Here is a 15283-nt window from a genome sequence, read left to right as displayed (position 1 = left end):
AGCTTAGAAATCAGAAGTTTGCTTTTATGCTTTAGTACTTTTAAAAAAGAAAATCAAAACATAAAATGTGGCATTCTTTATACAATATAATTGAATGCTGCATTTTTTTACGATAAAAACTTATAAAATATTTAAAAAATATAGATTAATCGGTATAATGGTATTAAGACTATAAAAAGGAGGAGAGGTAATTGTGGAAGAACGTTTATGGCATGCGCATTATCCAAAAGAAATCCCACACAGTATAGACTACGACCAAAGAGGATTACATGAGTATTTAATGGAAAGTGCAGATCGTTACGCACAAAAGAAAGCGCTTTATTTTATGGGGAAGGAACTTACGTTTCATGAAGTGGCAGAACAAGCGAAAAGATTCGCAAATTATTTGCAATCGTTAGGTCTTGAAAAAGGGGATCGTGTTGCAGTAATGCTACCAAATTGTCCACAAGCCGTTATTAGTTATTATGGTACACTATTGGCTGGTGGGATTGTCGTGCAAACCAATCCACTATACAAAGAACGGGAGTTAGAATATCAGCTAGAGGACTCTGGTGCGCGTTTTATCGTTTGCCTAGATATTTTAGTACCACGTGTTACAAATGTAAGAGGAAATACAGAAGTAGATCATATGATTGTTACGGGTATTAAGGATTATTTGCCATTTCCAAAAAATATTATTTATCCATTTATTCAAAAGAAAGAGTACAATATGGTCGTTAGAGTAGATCCTTCCGAGGAAACACATGTGTGGAAGTCAATCATGGAAAAAGCGAGCACCTCCTATAAGGAAGTTCCTATTGATCCAAAAGAAGATTTAGCTTTATTGCAGTATACTGGCGGAACAACTGGACATCCAAAAGGGGTTATGTTAACACATCATAACTTAGTCGCAAATGTCCAAATGTGTGATAAATGGTTGTACAAAACAAGGCATGGAAAAGAAGTTGTGTTAGGTGTCTTACCATTTTTCCACGTATATGGTATGACAACGGTTATGAATATGTCCATAATGAATGGATCCAAAATGGTTTTATTACCGAAATTTGATGCAGAGGAAGTATTAAAAACAATCCATAAACAAAAACCAACTTTATTTCCTGGTGCGCCAACGATTTATGTTGGACTTTTAAACCACCCAAATTTAAAAAAATATAATTTATCCTCTATTGAAGCTTGTATTAGCGGCTCAGCACCATTACCAGTTGAGGTGCAAGAGCAATTTGAAAAGGTAACAGGTGGACGGTTAGTTGAAGGATATGGTCTTACAGAATCATCTCCAGTAACACATGCTAATTTTGTTTGGGAAAAACGGGTAAATGGGAGTATAGGTGTTCCATGGCCTGATACAGATGCAAAGATTTTTCATATAAGTGAAGACGTATTTGAAGAAGCAGAAGTAGGTGAGATTGGGGAGATCGCGGTTAAAGGCCCACAGGTAATGAAAGGGTACTGGAATAATGAAGAAGAAACGAAACAAGTTTTAAAAGAAGGTTGGTTATTTACTGGTGATTTAGGCTATATGGATGAAAATGGCTATTTTTACATCGTTGATCGAAAGAAGGATATGATTATAGCTGGTGGTTACAATATCTATCCAAGAGAAGTAGAAGAGGTTTTATATGAGCACGAAGGAATTCAAGAGGCAGTGGTAGCTGGAATACCTGACCCATATCGAGGAGAAACAGTAAAAGCATACGTTGTGACAAAAAGTGGGTATCAATTAGATGAAAAAGATCTTAATGACTATTGCCGCAAGCATTTGGCGGCATATAAGGCTCCTCGTATTTACGAATTTCGCGATGAACTACCAAAAACAGCTGTAGGGAAAATATTAAGACGAAAGTTAATAGATGAAGAAAAAGAAAAACATCAAAAGGTATAATAATGATGCTTCTGCATAAAGCTTGGCAACAGCCAAGTTTTTATCAACATTTTGTACAACCTTAAATATTGACATCTTCTTCATGGAAACGTACAATAAATAATGAATGATTATTCATTCATTATAGAGACCCTAAGGGAGATTTGTATGAAAAAAAACAAACCAAAGTATAAACAAATTATTGATGCTGCAGTTGTGGTTATTGCTGAAAATGGGTACCATGCATCACAGGTTTCCAAAATTGCAAAACAAGCTGGTGTTGCAGATGGCACTATTTACTTATACTTTAAAAATAAGGAAGATATTTTAGTATCTGTATTTGAAGAGAAAATGGGCACCTTTATTGAAAAGATTGTTTCTAGTATTAAAGAAAAAAATAATGCAGATGAAAAACTGTTAACGCTAATTCGAACCCATTTTCAACAACTAGCAGAAAATCACCATTTAGCAATTGTGACACAGCTAGAATTGCGTCAATCAAACAAAGAATTACGCTTAAAAATCAATAAAATACTAAAGCCATATCTAACGTTAATTGATGAAATCATTAAGGAAGGAATAGAAGAAAAAATTTTTAGGGATGACTTAAATTTACCACTTGTTCGTCAAATGATATTTGGAACTCTGGATGAAGTGGTAACAAACTGGGTTATGAATGAACAACGTTATCAATTAGTGGAGCAAGCACATCCTGTACATACCTTGATTATAAATGGTCTATCGAAACACCATTAATATTTTGAAATATGTGTATAAAGAGATGTGCTTTTATAAAAATTTTGTTACTATAAATACAAAGGGGGAAAGCTTGTGAGTACAGTAAAACTTGAAACAACTGGAAATATCGCAATGCTTACGATAATAAGTCCACCTGCAAATGCATTGTCTAGTAATCTACTACAAGATCTTGATAAACGATTGGATGAAATAGAGGCGGACGATGCTATCAAGGCTATTGTTTTAAAAGGTGAAGGGAAGTTTTTCTCTGCTGGTGCAGATATTAAGGAATTTACATCACTTCAAAAATCATCCGATTATCAATCTCTTTCTGAAAAAGGACAGCAATTATTTAACCGAATTGAAGCGTTTCCAATTCCAATTGTTGCAGCTATACATGGTGCAGCTTTAGGTGGTGGGTTAGAGCTTGCCATGGCGTGTCATATGCGGATAGTTACAGAAAATGCAAAGCTTGGTTTGCCAGAATTAACATTAGGGATTATACCAGGATTTGCAGGAACACAACGCTTACCACACTATGTTGGCACTGCAAAAGCATATGAAATGATTCTAACAGGAGAGCCAATTGGTGGTCGTGAAGCTTATTCGTGGGGATTAGCAAACATTGTATGTGATGAAGATTCTGTAGAGGAAGAGGCAATGAAACTAGCAGAAAAAATTGCAGCTAAAAGTAAATTGACGATTAAAGAAGTGATGCACCTTGTTCCATATGCGAAAACGGAACAATTTACAAAAGGAATCGAGAAAGAGGCTGAATCCTTTGGAGCAATATTTGGCTCAGATGATGCAAAAGAAGGTGTGCAAGCGTTTATAGAAAAACGGAAACCAAACTTCCAAGATAAATAGTTTAAAGGAGGATCACAGATGGATATTTATGTATTATTAAAAAAGACATTTGATACAGAGGAAAAAATAGTTGTATCTAATGGACGAATTGAAGATGATGGTGCTGAATTTATCATTAATCCATATGATGAATATGCAATTGAGGAGGCCATTAATCAACGAGACGAACACGGTGGAGAAGTTACTGTTGTGACAGTTGGCGATGAGGAGTCTGAAAAACAATTACGTACTGCTTTAGCAATGGGAGCTGATAAAGCGGTATTGATAGATACAGAAGATGATCTTGAAGATGGTGATCAGTATTCAACAGCTAAGATTTTAGAGGCCTTCTTTGAAGATAAAGAACCAGATTTAATATTAGCTGGAAATGTAGCAATTGACGAAGCAAGTGGGCAAGTTGGTCCAAGACTCGCAGATCGTTTAGGGATTTCATATGTCACAACCATTACAGCTTTAACGATTGAAGAGGAGACCGCTAAAATAGATAAGGATGTCGAAGGGGATATCGAAAAGGTAGAAGTTCCATTACCAGTTCTAGTAACATGTCAGCAAGGGTTGAATGAACCTAGATATCCATCCTTACCAGGTATCATGAAAGCGAAGAAAAAGCCTTTAGAAGAATTAGAAATAGATGATCTTGATTTAGATGAAGATGATGTAGAGGCGAAAACAAAAACGGTAGAAGTTTTCCTACCACCTGAAAAAGAAGCTGGTCGTGTACTAGAAGGAGAACTTGATGACCAGGTAAAAGAATTAGTGTCACTATTAAAAGATGAAGCGAAAGTATTATAGTGTGGCAGAAGGGAGAAATGCACAATGAGTGATAAATTATTAGTAATTGGCGAGATACGTGATGGTGTTTTACGTAATGTTACGTTCGAAGCGATTGCAGCAGCCAAAAAGATAGATGCAGATGGAGAAATTGTAGGTGTCGTATGTGGGGATCAAGAGTTAGAAGCACAAGCACAAGAAATGATTTATTATGGAGCAGACCGTGTTGTAACTGTCGCACATGAAAACTTGAAAACGTATACATCAGAGGGATATTCGCAAGCGATAATGGCGGTCATTGAAGATGAGTCCCCTAGTGGAATTGTAATGGGACATACAGCTGTTGGAAAAGATTTAACTCCTAAATTGGCGAGCAAGTTAGACTCGGGTCTTATCTCTGATGCAACAGATATTGAGGTAGACGGAGAAGATGTTACATTTATTAGACCTATTTATTCAGGAAAAGCATTTGAAAAGAAAGTGATTGAAGATGGTTTAACTTTTGTGACCATTCGTCCTAATAATATTCCAGCTTTAGACCGTGATGATTCCCGTAATGGTGAAGTAGAGTCTAAAGACGTAGACGTAACCGATTTACGTACTGTAATTAAGGATGTTATTCGAAAAGCTTCTGATGGTGTCGATTTATCTGAAGCAAACGTGATTGTTGCAGGTGGTCGTGGAGTTAAAAGCGCAGATGGATTTAAACCTTTATATGAACTAGCCGATGTTTTAGGTGGTGCAGTTGGTGCATCACGTGGTGCATGTGATGCTGATTACTGTGATTATTCCTTGCAAATTGGTCAAACTGGTAAAGTAGTTACACCCGACCTTTATTTTGCAGTAGGGATTTCTGGTGCTATCCAACATTTAGCAGGTATGAGTAATTCAAAAGTAATTGTTGCGATCAACAAGGACCCAGAGGCTAACATTTTTAATGTTGCAGATTATGGTATTGTTGGTGACTTATTTGAAGTAGTACCAATGCTAATTGAAGAAGTGAAAAAACTAAAAGGCATTAATGTGTAATAAAAAAAGTTCTGATCCGACTTAGGGTCAGATCTTTTTTACTTATCTATTTTGAATAAGCAAAGTATTCGCTAGGAAATACTATCGGTGATATACTCATAAGAGAATTGAAAAGGATAAGGAGGGAATAGCATGGCAATTTCACATGTAACAGATCAAAATTTCACACAAGAAACTTCTGAGGGATTAGTTTTAGCAGACTTTTGGGCACCTTGGTGTGGACCTTGTAAAATGATTGCCCCTGTTTTAGAAGAAATAGATGGCGAAATGGAAGATAAAGTACAAATCGTCAAGCTAGACGTTGATGAAAATCAAGAAACAGCTGGTAAATATGGTGTTATGAGTATCCCAACATTATTATTATTTAAAGATGGTAATGTTGTTGATCAAGTTGTTGGATTCCAACCAAAAGAAGCATTAGTAGAACTAATTAACAAGCATGCTTCTTAATTATAAATAAATCTAGCAGAATGAATGATCCCTTGTTACAATAAGTAGCGGGGGATCATCTTTGTTTGTAGAGCATTATGGATACTAATGTCTAAAGTGATCGTTTATATCCGTAATTATTCAACATTCGTAGTTATCTTTGAGATACCTAAAATACTCCAATTAAAGAATACAATGATTACAAAAGTTAACTACAAGAATGAATGGAATTGCTAGTTTATCAAGCTATATCAAGATATACCTACCTCCTATTTTAGAGTGCGAAAGTTGAGTTAATTAGAAAACATAATCTTTGTGAAAAAAGCGATTTTAAAAAGGGCTGACATGAGAGATGAATCAAAGAATAAAAGATAAATTGGCTGTTCTTCCTACACAACCTGGTTGTTATTTAATGAAGGATAAACATGGTACAGTCATTTATGTGGGGAAGTCTAAAAAACTACGAAATAGAGTGCGATCCTATTTTACTGGTGCAAATGACCAAAAAACGCAACGGTTGGTACAGGAAATTGAGGATTTTGAATATATTGTTACCTCCTCAGAAATAGAAGCATTAATCTTAGAAATGAATCTAATTAAAAAATACGATCCAAAATATAATGTCATGTTAAAAGATGATAAATCTTACCCCTATTTGAAAATAACCGATGAAAGACACCCACGCTTAATCATTACAAGAAAGGTAAAGAAAGATAAGGGAAAATACTTTGGTCCCTATCCAAATGTCAATGCAGCAAAGGAAACGAAACGACTCTTAGATCGTTTATACCCATTACGAAAATGCAACAATCCACCTGGACGTGTTTGTCTTTATTACCACATGAATCAGTGTTTAGCGTGTAGTGAGACCCCACCCTCAGTTGAAATGTACCAAGAAATTGTGAAAAGTATATCCTCTTTTTTACATGGAGGGTATAAAACGATCAAAAATGACTTGAAGCAGCAAATGATTCAAGCTAGCGAAGAGCTTAATTTCGAACGTGCAAAGGAATTAAGGGATCAAATCCAACATATCGAAATTGTGATGGAACAACAAAAGATGACCTTAAATGATCGGGCTGATCGAGACATTTTTGGCTATAGTTATGATAAAGGTTGGATATGTATTCAAGTATTCTTTATACGACAAGGTAAATTAATAGAACGCGATGTATCTATTTTTCCATTTTTTGATGACCCAGAAGACACATTCATTAGTTTTATCGGTCGTTTTTATTTACATCAACATCATCTAAAGCCAAAGCAAATTTTATTACCAATCGGAACGGATACGGAATTATTAGAAGAATTATTAGAAATTGATGTGCATACACCATTTCGTGGGCGTAAAAAGGAATTGGTAGCCTTAGCTATGAAGAATGCCTCCATCGCACTGCAAGAGAAATTCTCGATTATTGAGCGAAACGAAGAACGTACGATTAAAGCGGTGGATCGACTAGGTGAGATTCTAAATATAGAAACACCGCATCGTATTGAAGCGTTTGATAACTCGAATATACAAGGAACAGACCCTGTCTCTGCTATGGTAGTTTTTATAGATGGACGTCCAAATAAGAAAGAATACCGAAAATATAAGATAAGAGATGTTTCAGGACCAGATGATTATGAAACAATGCGTGAAGTTATAAGAAGGAGGTATACACGAGTACTAAAGGAAGACTTACCATTACCTGATCTGATCATTGTAGATGGTGGGAAAGGTCAAATGAATGCGGCAATGGATGTACTTGAAAATGAGTTAGATATTAGCATACCATTAGCTGGATTGGCCAAAGATGATAAACATAAAACCAGTGAGTTACTATATGGGATGTCTCCTGAAATAGTCCCTTTATCTAGAAAATCACAGGAATTTTATTTAGTACAACGGATTCAAGATGAGGTCCATCGGTTTGCAATTACGTTTCATAGGCAGTTAAGAGGAAAGAGTGTGTTTCAATCAGAATTGGATAACATTAAAGGAGTTGGAGAAAAAAGAAGACGATTATTGTTAAAGCACTTCAAAACGATTGAAGCCATAAAAAATGCAGCTATAGAAGATTTCACAAAATTAGGTATACCTAAAAATACTGCACAGGATATTTTGGACCATTTAAATAAAAAGCAATAATTAAAGGTATAGTCAGTCGTATTTGGAGTGACTATACCTCTTCTTTTTATGTATAAGTAGTAGTTTAATCTGTGAAAATGAGATTAAACTCAATTAAGTAGAGTTTACGGTTTATCTCTTCTGTACATTCACATGATTTGCCATTGAGAATCTCCATTGCTTCTGCTAAAAATCCAGATTCTAACCGAAATTCAACATCCAATGAACTATTAATTCGTTGAACTACCGCATCTGCCATTAATTGAAAAATGACTGTTTTTCGCTTTTTCTTCCGGATTTCTAATTTACCCCATCCTAATTTTTCAAAAAGAAGGATGATATCATCAAGTGATTGGGGGTTAAATTTCCGAGCTAAACTTTTCCCTAAGAAATATAGAAGTGTGTCAGATTCTTTTCCTAATAATTCCGGTAAACTAATATATCGTAATACATCGTAGCCAGCACCAGATGTATGTAATTGATCTAGATCTGTCATTAACAGCTCTTCCGTTTTCTTTTGCATTGCTGTCATCCTTCCTTCCATAAAAGCGACTACTATTTCTCACTTATAAGTAATTAACGCTAAATAGTTATTAATTTATGCTTGTTGAACATCCTCTTAAAGATTCCTTTTAATATATTTTCCTCCATATATATATTATCTATTTATTTTGTTTTTCGTGCAACTGAATTTTAATTCCTATATACAATTGAAAAATGTAAAATGTCACATTTCTAAAAATATATTACTTCTTTTCTTGACGCTTTATATAGATAGAAGTACAATAAATGTGTCACAAATTGTACATTTTTCGGCGAATTAGATAAAAAAGAAAACGTTATCTTGGTAGTTAGCAGGAAAGTATCGTGCTTTCTTACCTTTACATGTATTAAATTTGACTGTTGCCAAAAGAATATATGGTGTATGGCGACTGTCAAGCTAACTTATCTAATACTGCTTATGAATCGTATGATTTGTGTTTTACTAAATTAAAATCACATAATGATTAAGGGGGGGTAATACATGGCAGAACATCGGGAATATTTTTACCGTAGATTACATTCATTGTTAGGTGTCATTCCAATCGGTATCTTTTTGATTCAACACTTAGTGGTGAATCATTTTGCTGTTTACGGTCCAGAGAGTTTTAATAAGGCAGCCTCGTTTATGCACGATCTACCATTTCGTATCGTACTAGAAACGGTTATCATCTTTCTGCCAATACTATTTCACGCAATCTTAGGGGTCTACATCGTATTTGTAACCCGTAATAATATCAAACGTTATGGTTTTTTCCGTAACTGGATGTTTTATTTACAGCGTGTCACAGGGATTATTACATTAATATTTATTTCATGGCACGTTTGGGAAACACGTGTTCAAATCGGATTAGGAAATGCCGATTTAGACTATAGTTTAATGGAAAGCATCTTAACAAATCCGTTTATGTTTTGGTTTTATGTTGTAGGGGTAATTTCAACTGTTTTCCATTTTGCTAATGGACTATGGAGTTTTATGGTATCTTGGGGCTTTGCACAGTCACCTCGATCGCAAAAAATTGTTACATATGCTACCTTAATTGTATTTTTAGCTGTTAGTTATATTGGAATTCGTTCGCTAATAACATTCGCTTATGGTGTTTAAATAGGAAAAGAAGGAGTGAGTATTACTATGACCAATCGTAAAATCGCTGTTGTTGGTGGTGGTCTGGCTGGGCTAATGGCAACAATTAAAGCAGCAGAAGAAGGAGCACATGTTGATTTATTTTCAATTGTACCAGTGAAACGTTCTCACTCTGTGTGTGCCCAAGGTGGTATTAATGGTGCGGTGAATACGAAAGGCGAAGGTGACTCACCAGATATTCACTTTGACGATACAGTGTATGGTGGAGACTTTTTAGCAAACCAACCACCAGTAAAAGCAATGTGTGATGCGGCACCAAGTATTATACATATGTTGGACCGCATGGGTGTTATGTTTAATCGTACTCCAGAAGGATTATTAGATTTCCGTCGTTTTGGAGGAACACAACACCATCGCACGGCATATGCAGGTGCAACAACAGGACAACAGCTTTTATATGCTTTAGATGAACAAGTTCGTCGTTTTGAAGTAGAGGGACTTGTTACGAAATATGAAAGCTGGGAATTCATTGGAGCAATTATTGATGATGAAGGTGTCGGCAGAGGGATTGTAGCACAGGATATTCGGACACATGAAATTAAATCATTCCCTTCTGATGCAACCATTATAGCTTCTGGTGGACCAGGAATCATTTTCGGAAAATCGACAAACTCCGTCATTAATACTGGTTCTGCAGCAAGTGTTTTGTACCAACAAGGTGCAAAATATGCCAACGGAGAATTTATTCAAATTCACCCAACTGCTATCCCAGGTGACGACAAACTACGTCTTATGAGTGAATCTGCACGTGGTGAAGGTGGACGAGTATGGACGTATAAAGATGGTGAACCTTGGTATTTCTTAGAGGAAAAATATCCTGCCTATGGTAATCTTGTTCCACGAGATATTGCAACTCGAGAAATATTTGATGTTTGTGTAAACCAAAAATTAGGTATTAATGGCGAAAACATGGTATACCTAGACTTATCTCATAAAGATCCAAAAGAATTGGATGTTAAATTAGGCGGAATTATTGAAATCTATGAGAAGTTTGTAGGGGAAGATCCACGTAAAGTACCAATGAAAATTTTCCCTGCTGTTCACTATTCAATGGGTGGACTATGGGTAGATTATGACCAAATGACAAGTATCCCAGGTATATTTGCTGCTGGGGAGTGTGATTATTCGCAACATGGTGGAAACCGCCTAGGAGCAAATTCACTACTATCTGCTATTTATGGTGGGTCTGTAGCCGGTCCTAATGCGATTAAATATATTAATGGACTAGATAAACATGTTGAAGATATGTCTAGTGACCTGTTTGAAGCAAAAGAAAAAGAAGAACAAGAGAAATTTGAAGCATTAATGAAAATGGAAGGTAGCGAAAACGCATATCAAATTCATAAAGAACTTGGAGAGTGGATGACAGATAACGTAACGGTTGTTCGGGAAAATGATAAACTATTAAAAACAGATGAGAAAATCCAAGAATTACTTGAACGTTGGGAAAATATCAATATTAATGATACATCACGTTGGAGTAATCAAGGGGTTATGTTCACACGACAATTAAAAAATATGCTTCATCTAGCACGTGTTATTACGATTGGTGCATATAACCGTAACGAAAGTCGTGGAGCACATTATAAGCCAGAATTCCCTGAACGTAATGATGAGGAATGGTTAAAAACAACAATCGCTTCTTTCAATCAAGAAAAAGAAGATCCAGAATTCACCTATGAAGATGTCGACGTTTCCTTGATCAAGCCTCGTAAACGTGATTATACGAAAAAAAGCGAAGGGAGTAAGTAAAAATGGCTGAACAAAAAACAGTTAAATTTATTATCACTCGACAAGATAGCCCAGATTCTGCTCCTTATGAAGAAACGTTTAATGTACCATATCGTAAAAACATGAACGTAATATCTGGACTGATGGCAATTCGTGAAAATCCAGTTAATGCAAATGGGGAAAAAACAACACCAGTGTATTGGGATATGAACTGTCTAGAGGAAGTTTGTGGTGCATGTTCTATGGTGATAAACGGAACAGCGAGACAATCATGTGCAGCACTTGTAGATGAATTAGAGCAGCCTATCCGTTTAGAACCAATGTCAACATTCCCCGTTGTTCGTGACTTAATTATTGATCGTGAACGTATGTTTGATGCGTTAAAACAAGTAAAAGCATGGATTCCAATAGACGGAACACATGATTTAGGTCCTGGACCGCGTATGCCAGAGAAAAAACGCCAATGGGCATATGAGTTATCTAAATGTATGACTTGTGGTGTTTGCCTTGAAGCATGTCCAAATGTAAATGATAAGTCAGACTTTATTGGACCTGCTGCAATCTCACAGGCTCGCTTGTTTAATGCCCATCCAACAGGTGAAATGAATGCAAGCGAACGCTTGGAAGGCTTAATGGAAGATGGGGGCGTTACCGGTTGTGGAAATGCACAAAACTGTGTTCAAGTTTGTCCGAAAGGGATTCCATTAACCACATCAATCGCAGCAATGAATCGTGCAACTAATATTCAATCTTTCAAGAACTTCTTTGGCAGTGACAACGCGCATTAATAAATAGCTATTATTACTATTACCCTTGCCAGTTTATGGTAGGGGTCCTTTTATTCTATTTTTTATATAAAGAAATTTCGGAATTATGTCGTGAGAAACCATTTTGGAAGGAGAAATTTTGTTGAAATCAGTATCCTATATTAAAAGTATAGAAGATTGGAAGTCTAGCTTTTCCTTTTTTACACCAATTAAAATCCGATTCTCTGAAACAGATATGTTTGGTCATGTAAATAATGTTTCCCCTTTTATTTACTTTGAGGAAGCACGAATTGAATTTTTAAAATCTGTTGGGCTTTTTAATGGATCTGAAGATGGGATTCCAATTGTGGCAGATTTACAATGTGATTATCATAAACAGATGTTTTTTAGTGATCAATTAAGGTTGTATGTGAAGGTAAACGACATTGGAAATACTTCTTTTGATGTGCATTACTTAGGGGTTAACCAAGATGATGCAGTTACATTAACTGGACGGGGACGAATGGTATATGTCGACCAAAAGTCAGGCAAACCAGTTAAGTTAAGTGAGTCAATTAAAGAAAAATTAATCCATGCATCGGAATAAGAACTCTTCTTTTGTAAGTAGTTCCCTTCCCGTGGAGGAAACGATAAATCACAAAACGAATAGCATGAGATTTTGCGGTGTATATTGACACCTATTTTTAGCACTTGAATTAATATATAAAAAGGCTTGGATAAAAATAATATCTTATCCAAGCCTTTTTTAAAAGAAAGTATAAAAAGTTGGCCTCATTACTGCCTTTTATAGGAAAGGCCACATCCAGCTCCGAGCGATTGACGTCCTAGTGCTGGCGTTGTCACAGGACGTGACGATTTTAGCCAGTGAGAGCGATTGACGTCCTAGTGCCGATAGAAATAAGGACGCCCGAGTTTTCATCGGCCAGCGCCTATCCCCTCGAGGTCATAAGTCAATCCACATTACGCGCAAAAAGCACCACGTCGAGGCTTGGCTTATGCTTGGCAGATAAGAAAACTTTCTTACTGCATAAGTGCAACTAAGGCTTGTCACCACTTGGAGACAAGCCAAGTTTTCTAATCGGGGGTAATCAAGGCGCTTCTAGCTTTTGTTCATATAGAAATCATCTCATGAAATATTAGAAAATTTGACATTCACCAAGCCTTTAATAGCGAATACCTTAATTGCACATACGACGCACAGGACAAGGAAAGCAACGACAGCGATACATCGCTCGAAGCAAAAGTGTTTTTCTTTTCGGGGACGTACTAGTACTAGCGTTGTGATTGACGTGACGGTTTTAAGCCAGTGAACAGTAGGAAAGTACACCTTTCTAGCTGCCAATAAAGGTCTTAAGATGGAATGATGGACAAAACACAAAACTACCTCAAAATACGATGTAATCAACTGTGACAACCTGTCTATTGGTTGATCCTCTTTAAATATTCGATGAAATCCCCCGTTACAGCCTGTCTATCGGTTGATTTCTCTCTCAATTTTCAATGTAAGAAACCGTGGTACTGTATGAAGAATAAAACCTTTGAGCAATGAAAATAACATTCTAATTTTCAACTTACTAACACTTCATTACTCAAAATAGGGTGTGAATAGCAATAATCTTTAGGAAACGGCCTTTTAGTAAAATAAAGTAAGTTATTACGCATTGTGAAAGTTTTTATTTTAATTGTGAGCGGGGTCCAATCTATCTATTAGTTTGATACATATTATAAAATAAAGCTACTTGATCTCTTTAGTTAAAAAGATAAAAAATCGTTCGTATTTAATATAGAAAGGAGCGGAAGATTGATGTCTGTTCACCATTATTATAATGAATGTGTTCGGTGTATGGGACGTCCTGTTAATATTAAAACACGTGGTGGGGGAGTGTATGAAGGCATCGTTACGGATGTCACGCATACACATGTGTTCCTAAGACCGACAAATCATCGAAATTTAGGTGGATTTGGCTACGGATTTGGAGGATTTGGTGGTGGAGTTGGAATTGCGCTAGGAACAATTGTTGGATTGTCTTTAGCTCCCCTATTCTTTTGGTAACAGTTATAAAAAAAACCGACTTTCATTGCATAAAAGTCGGTTTTTTTATAAGGAAATTTTAGCTAAGAAGTAGACTCGACGTTGCTAATATTTTAATGTCCTAAGTATAAGAAAAACGAACACATTCGCTAAGGACGAGCGAATGCGATTTTTTTTAAAAAATAATGCTGACATCCGTCAGTAATATATGACGGATGCCAGATCATTTGTTAGAGCTCAATTTCTCCCATACGGATAAGCTCTACGACTGCTTGTGATCGCCCCTTAACTCCTAACTTTTGCATAGCATTTGAAATATGGTTACGGACAGTTTTTTCAGATATAAACAATTCCTGGGCAATTTCTTTTGTTGTTTTGTCTTGTACTAGGTGTTTGAATACTTCTTTTTCGCGTTTAGTCAATAGTTGCGTTGGTTTGTACTTGTTGTCCTTCAAATGTTAACCCCTCCTTGCTGTCATAGAGCTGCAGGCGAAGGGTAATAATTTAGTCATTATTAGCTTATGAAACAAAAACATTAACGGTGAGCGCACTTCTAGAACGAATTACGATTTAGTCATTAGTTTATAAAAGTAATGGATTTTTTGTGACAATTCTTGCTATTTCCAAGGGGATTTTATGTTGTTATGTACCCAAACGTAAGAACAGAGAAAAATGTTTTAGAATAAGTTAACGAAGGAGTGTTATTTACTATTTGTCGAATAAAACAGGTTAATCCAATATTGGACTAAGAATTATGCTACAATAAAAAATATAAAAGGTATGGGTACTTTAGGAGGTAACACTATTGAATCAAGGTCAATCCGATAAGGCTGTAGAAGCTGTTGAAAAGAGAATACGTCATATATCAGGAATTGTTAAACAAATGGGAAGAAAAATATTAACCAACTATCCTATTACACTTCCACAATTTCTTGCATTACAATGGTTGCTAGAAGAAGGGGACTTAACGATTGGGGAATTGTCGAATAGAATAAGTTTAGCATTTAGTACAACAACTGATTTAGTTGATAGGATGGAACGAAACGATCTCGTTGAAAGAGTTCGTGACACTAACGATCGTAGAGTAGTACGAATCCATGTTTTAGAAAAAGGGGAAACCATTATTCAGGAAGTAATTAAGAAAAGACAAGAATACTTAGGAGAGGTACTTGAACAATTCTCGGATGAACAAACAGAGAATTTAAAGGAACTATTAGATTTATTACATGAACAAATGAAAGAGGTAAATGAGAGATAAACAACA

Annotated in this window: 15 protein-coding genes; 13 read left to right on the top strand and 2 right to left on the bottom strand. The window is 35.9% G+C overall.

Annotated elements, in window-relative coordinates; genetic code table 11:
* The first annotated feature begins 190 nt into the window (after positions 1–190).
* The 7 genes from GHC26_RS05045 (at position 191) to uvrC (ending at position 7826) form a co-directional block, all read left to right on the top strand.
* Complete coding sequence (locus GHC26_RS05045; RefSeq protein WP_163970213.1) at positions 191–1882, top strand: long-chain-fatty-acid--CoA ligase; 1692 nt, start codon at positions 191–193, stop codon at positions 1880–1882.
* 147 nt (positions 1883–2029) lie between these two features.
* Entirely contained in the window at positions 2030–2617 is a 588-nt protein-coding gene (locus GHC26_RS05040; RefSeq protein ID WP_163970170.1) for a TetR/AcrR family transcriptional regulator, read from the top strand.
* A 75-nt stretch (positions 2618–2692) separates the two neighbouring features.
* The gene (locus GHC26_RS05035; RefSeq protein ID WP_163970169.1) at positions 2693–3466 is read left to right on the top strand and encodes an enoyl-CoA hydratase; all 774 of its coding nucleotides are present in this window, start codon (positions 2693–2695) and stop codon (positions 3464–3466) included.
* 18 nt (positions 3467–3484) lie between these two features.
* Entirely contained in the window at positions 3485–4258 is a 774-nt protein-coding gene (locus GHC26_RS05030) for an electron transfer flavoprotein subunit beta/FixA family protein (RefSeq protein WP_163970168.1), read from the top strand.
* Between the two features lie 24 nt (positions 4259–4282).
* The gene (locus tag GHC26_RS05025) at positions 4283–5266 is read left to right on the top strand and encodes an electron transfer flavoprotein subunit alpha/FixB family protein (RefSeq protein ID WP_163970167.1); all 984 of its coding nucleotides are present in this window, start codon (positions 4283–4285) and stop codon (positions 5264–5266) included.
* A gap of 132 nt (positions 5267–5398) precedes the next feature.
* Positions 5399–5716 carry a thioredoxin gene (gene trxA / locus GHC26_RS05020; RefSeq protein WP_163970166.1) on the top strand — a complete coding sequence of 106 codons (318 nt, stop codon included), beginning with the start codon at positions 5399–5401 and terminating at the stop codon, positions 5714–5716.
* A gap of 331 nt (positions 5717–6047) precedes the next feature.
* Positions 6048–7826, top strand: a complete 1779-nt coding sequence (gene uvrC, locus GHC26_RS05015; RefSeq protein WP_163970165.1) for an excinuclease ABC subunit UvrC — start codon at positions 6048–6050, stop codon at positions 7824–7826.
* 64 nt (positions 7827–7890) lie between these two features.
* On the opposite strand, the gene GHC26_RS05010 is transcribed toward uvrC, so the two are convergent.
* Positions 7891–8328 (bottom strand): DUF2507 domain-containing protein, encoded by a 438-nt coding sequence (locus tag GHC26_RS05010; protein WP_163970164.1) that lies wholly within the window; start codon positions 8326–8328, stop codon positions 7891–7893.
* Between the two features lie 501 nt (positions 8329–8829).
* On the opposite strand from GHC26_RS05010, the gene GHC26_RS05005 reads away from it, so the two are divergent.
* The 5 genes from GHC26_RS05005 (at position 8830) to GHC26_RS04985 (ending at position 14040) form a co-directional block, all read left to right on the top strand.
* Positions 8830–9450, top strand: coding sequence for a succinate dehydrogenase cytochrome b558 subunit (locus tag GHC26_RS05005; protein ID WP_163970163.1), 621 nt, complete (start codon positions 8830–8832; stop codon positions 9448–9450).
* 27 nt (positions 9451–9477) lie between these two features.
* Positions 9478–11241: a succinate dehydrogenase flavoprotein subunit gene (gene sdhA / locus GHC26_RS05000; protein ID WP_163970162.1), complete on the top strand. Its 1764-nt coding sequence runs from the start codon at positions 9478–9480 to the stop codon at positions 11239–11241.
* Between the two features lie 2 nt (positions 11242–11243).
* Entirely contained in the window at positions 11244–12008 is a 765-nt protein-coding gene (gene sdhB / locus GHC26_RS04995) for a succinate dehydrogenase iron-sulfur subunit (protein ID WP_163970161.1), read from the top strand.
* A gap of 121 nt (positions 12009–12129) precedes the next feature.
* On the top strand, positions 12130–12573 hold the full coding sequence (locus tag GHC26_RS04990; protein WP_163970160.1) for an acyl-CoA thioesterase: 444 nt from the start codon (positions 12130–12132) through the stop codon (positions 12571–12573).
* A gap of 1218 nt (positions 12574–13791) precedes the next feature.
* On the top strand, positions 13792–14040 hold the full coding sequence (locus GHC26_RS04985) for a hypothetical protein (protein WP_163970159.1): 249 nt from the start codon (positions 13792–13794) through the stop codon (positions 14038–14040).
* Between the two features lie 209 nt (positions 14041–14249).
* On the opposite strand, the gene GHC26_RS04980 is transcribed toward GHC26_RS04985, so the two are convergent.
* The gene (locus GHC26_RS04980; RefSeq protein ID WP_163970158.1) at positions 14250–14474 is read right to left on the bottom strand and encodes a helix-turn-helix domain-containing protein; all 225 of its coding nucleotides are present in this window, start codon (positions 14472–14474) and stop codon (positions 14250–14252) included.
* A 350-nt stretch (positions 14475–14824) separates the two neighbouring features.
* Between GHC26_RS04980 and GHC26_RS04975 the strand changes: the two genes are divergently transcribed.
* Positions 14825–15277 carry a MarR family winged helix-turn-helix transcriptional regulator gene (locus GHC26_RS04975; protein ID WP_226376851.1) on the top strand — a complete coding sequence of 151 codons (453 nt, stop codon included), beginning with the start codon at positions 14825–14827 and terminating at the stop codon, positions 15275–15277.
* Positions 15278–15283 lie beyond the last annotated feature (6 nt).

The sequence above is a fragment of the Oceanobacillus halotolerans genome (assembly GCF_010993955.1).
GTDB classification, from domain to species: domain Bacteria; phylum Bacillota; class Bacilli; order Bacillales; family Amphibacillaceae; genus Oceanibacillus_A; species Oceanibacillus_A halotolerans.
Note: the sequence above shows the minus strand (reverse complement) of the source record. Positions and strands in the feature narration are given on the sequence as shown.

What these genes read in the sequence shown, in the direction of transcription:
- sdhB (WP_163970161.1), top strand. Translation starts at nt 11,244, where the DNA reads ATGGCTGAACAAAAAACAGTTAAATTTATTATCACTCGACAAGATAGC.
- uvrC (WP_163970165.1), top strand. Translation starts at nt 6,048, where the DNA reads ATGAATCAAAGAATAAAAGATAAATTGGCTGTTCTTCCTACACAACCT.
- GHC26_RS05025 (WP_163970167.1), top strand. Translation starts at nt 4,283, where the DNA reads ATGAGTGATAAATTATTAGTAATTGGCGAGATACGTGATGGTGTTTTA.
- sdhA (WP_163970162.1), top strand. Translation starts at nt 9,478, where the DNA reads ATGACCAATCGTAAAATCGCTGTTGTTGGTGGTGGTCTGGCTGGGCTA.
- GHC26_RS05010 (WP_163970164.1), bottom strand. Translation starts at nt 8,328, where the DNA reads ATGCAAAAGAAAACGGAAGAGCTGTTAATGACAGATCTAGATCAATTA.
- GHC26_RS05030 (WP_163970168.1), top strand. Translation starts at nt 3,485, where the DNA reads ATGGATATTTATGTATTATTAAAAAAGACATTTGATACAGAGGAAAAA.
- GHC26_RS05040 (WP_163970170.1), top strand. Translation starts at nt 2,030, where the DNA reads ATGAAAAAAAACAAACCAAAGTATAAACAAATTATTGATGCTGCAGTT.
- GHC26_RS05005 (WP_163970163.1), top strand. Translation starts at nt 8,830, where the DNA reads ATGGCAGAACATCGGGAATATTTTTACCGTAGATTACATTCATTGTTA.
- GHC26_RS04985 (WP_163970159.1), top strand. Translation starts at nt 13,792, where the DNA reads ATGTCTGTTCACCATTATTATAATGAATGTGTTCGGTGTATGGGACGT.
- trxA (WP_163970166.1), top strand. Translation starts at nt 5,399, where the DNA reads ATGGCAATTTCACATGTAACAGATCAAAATTTCACACAAGAAACTTCT.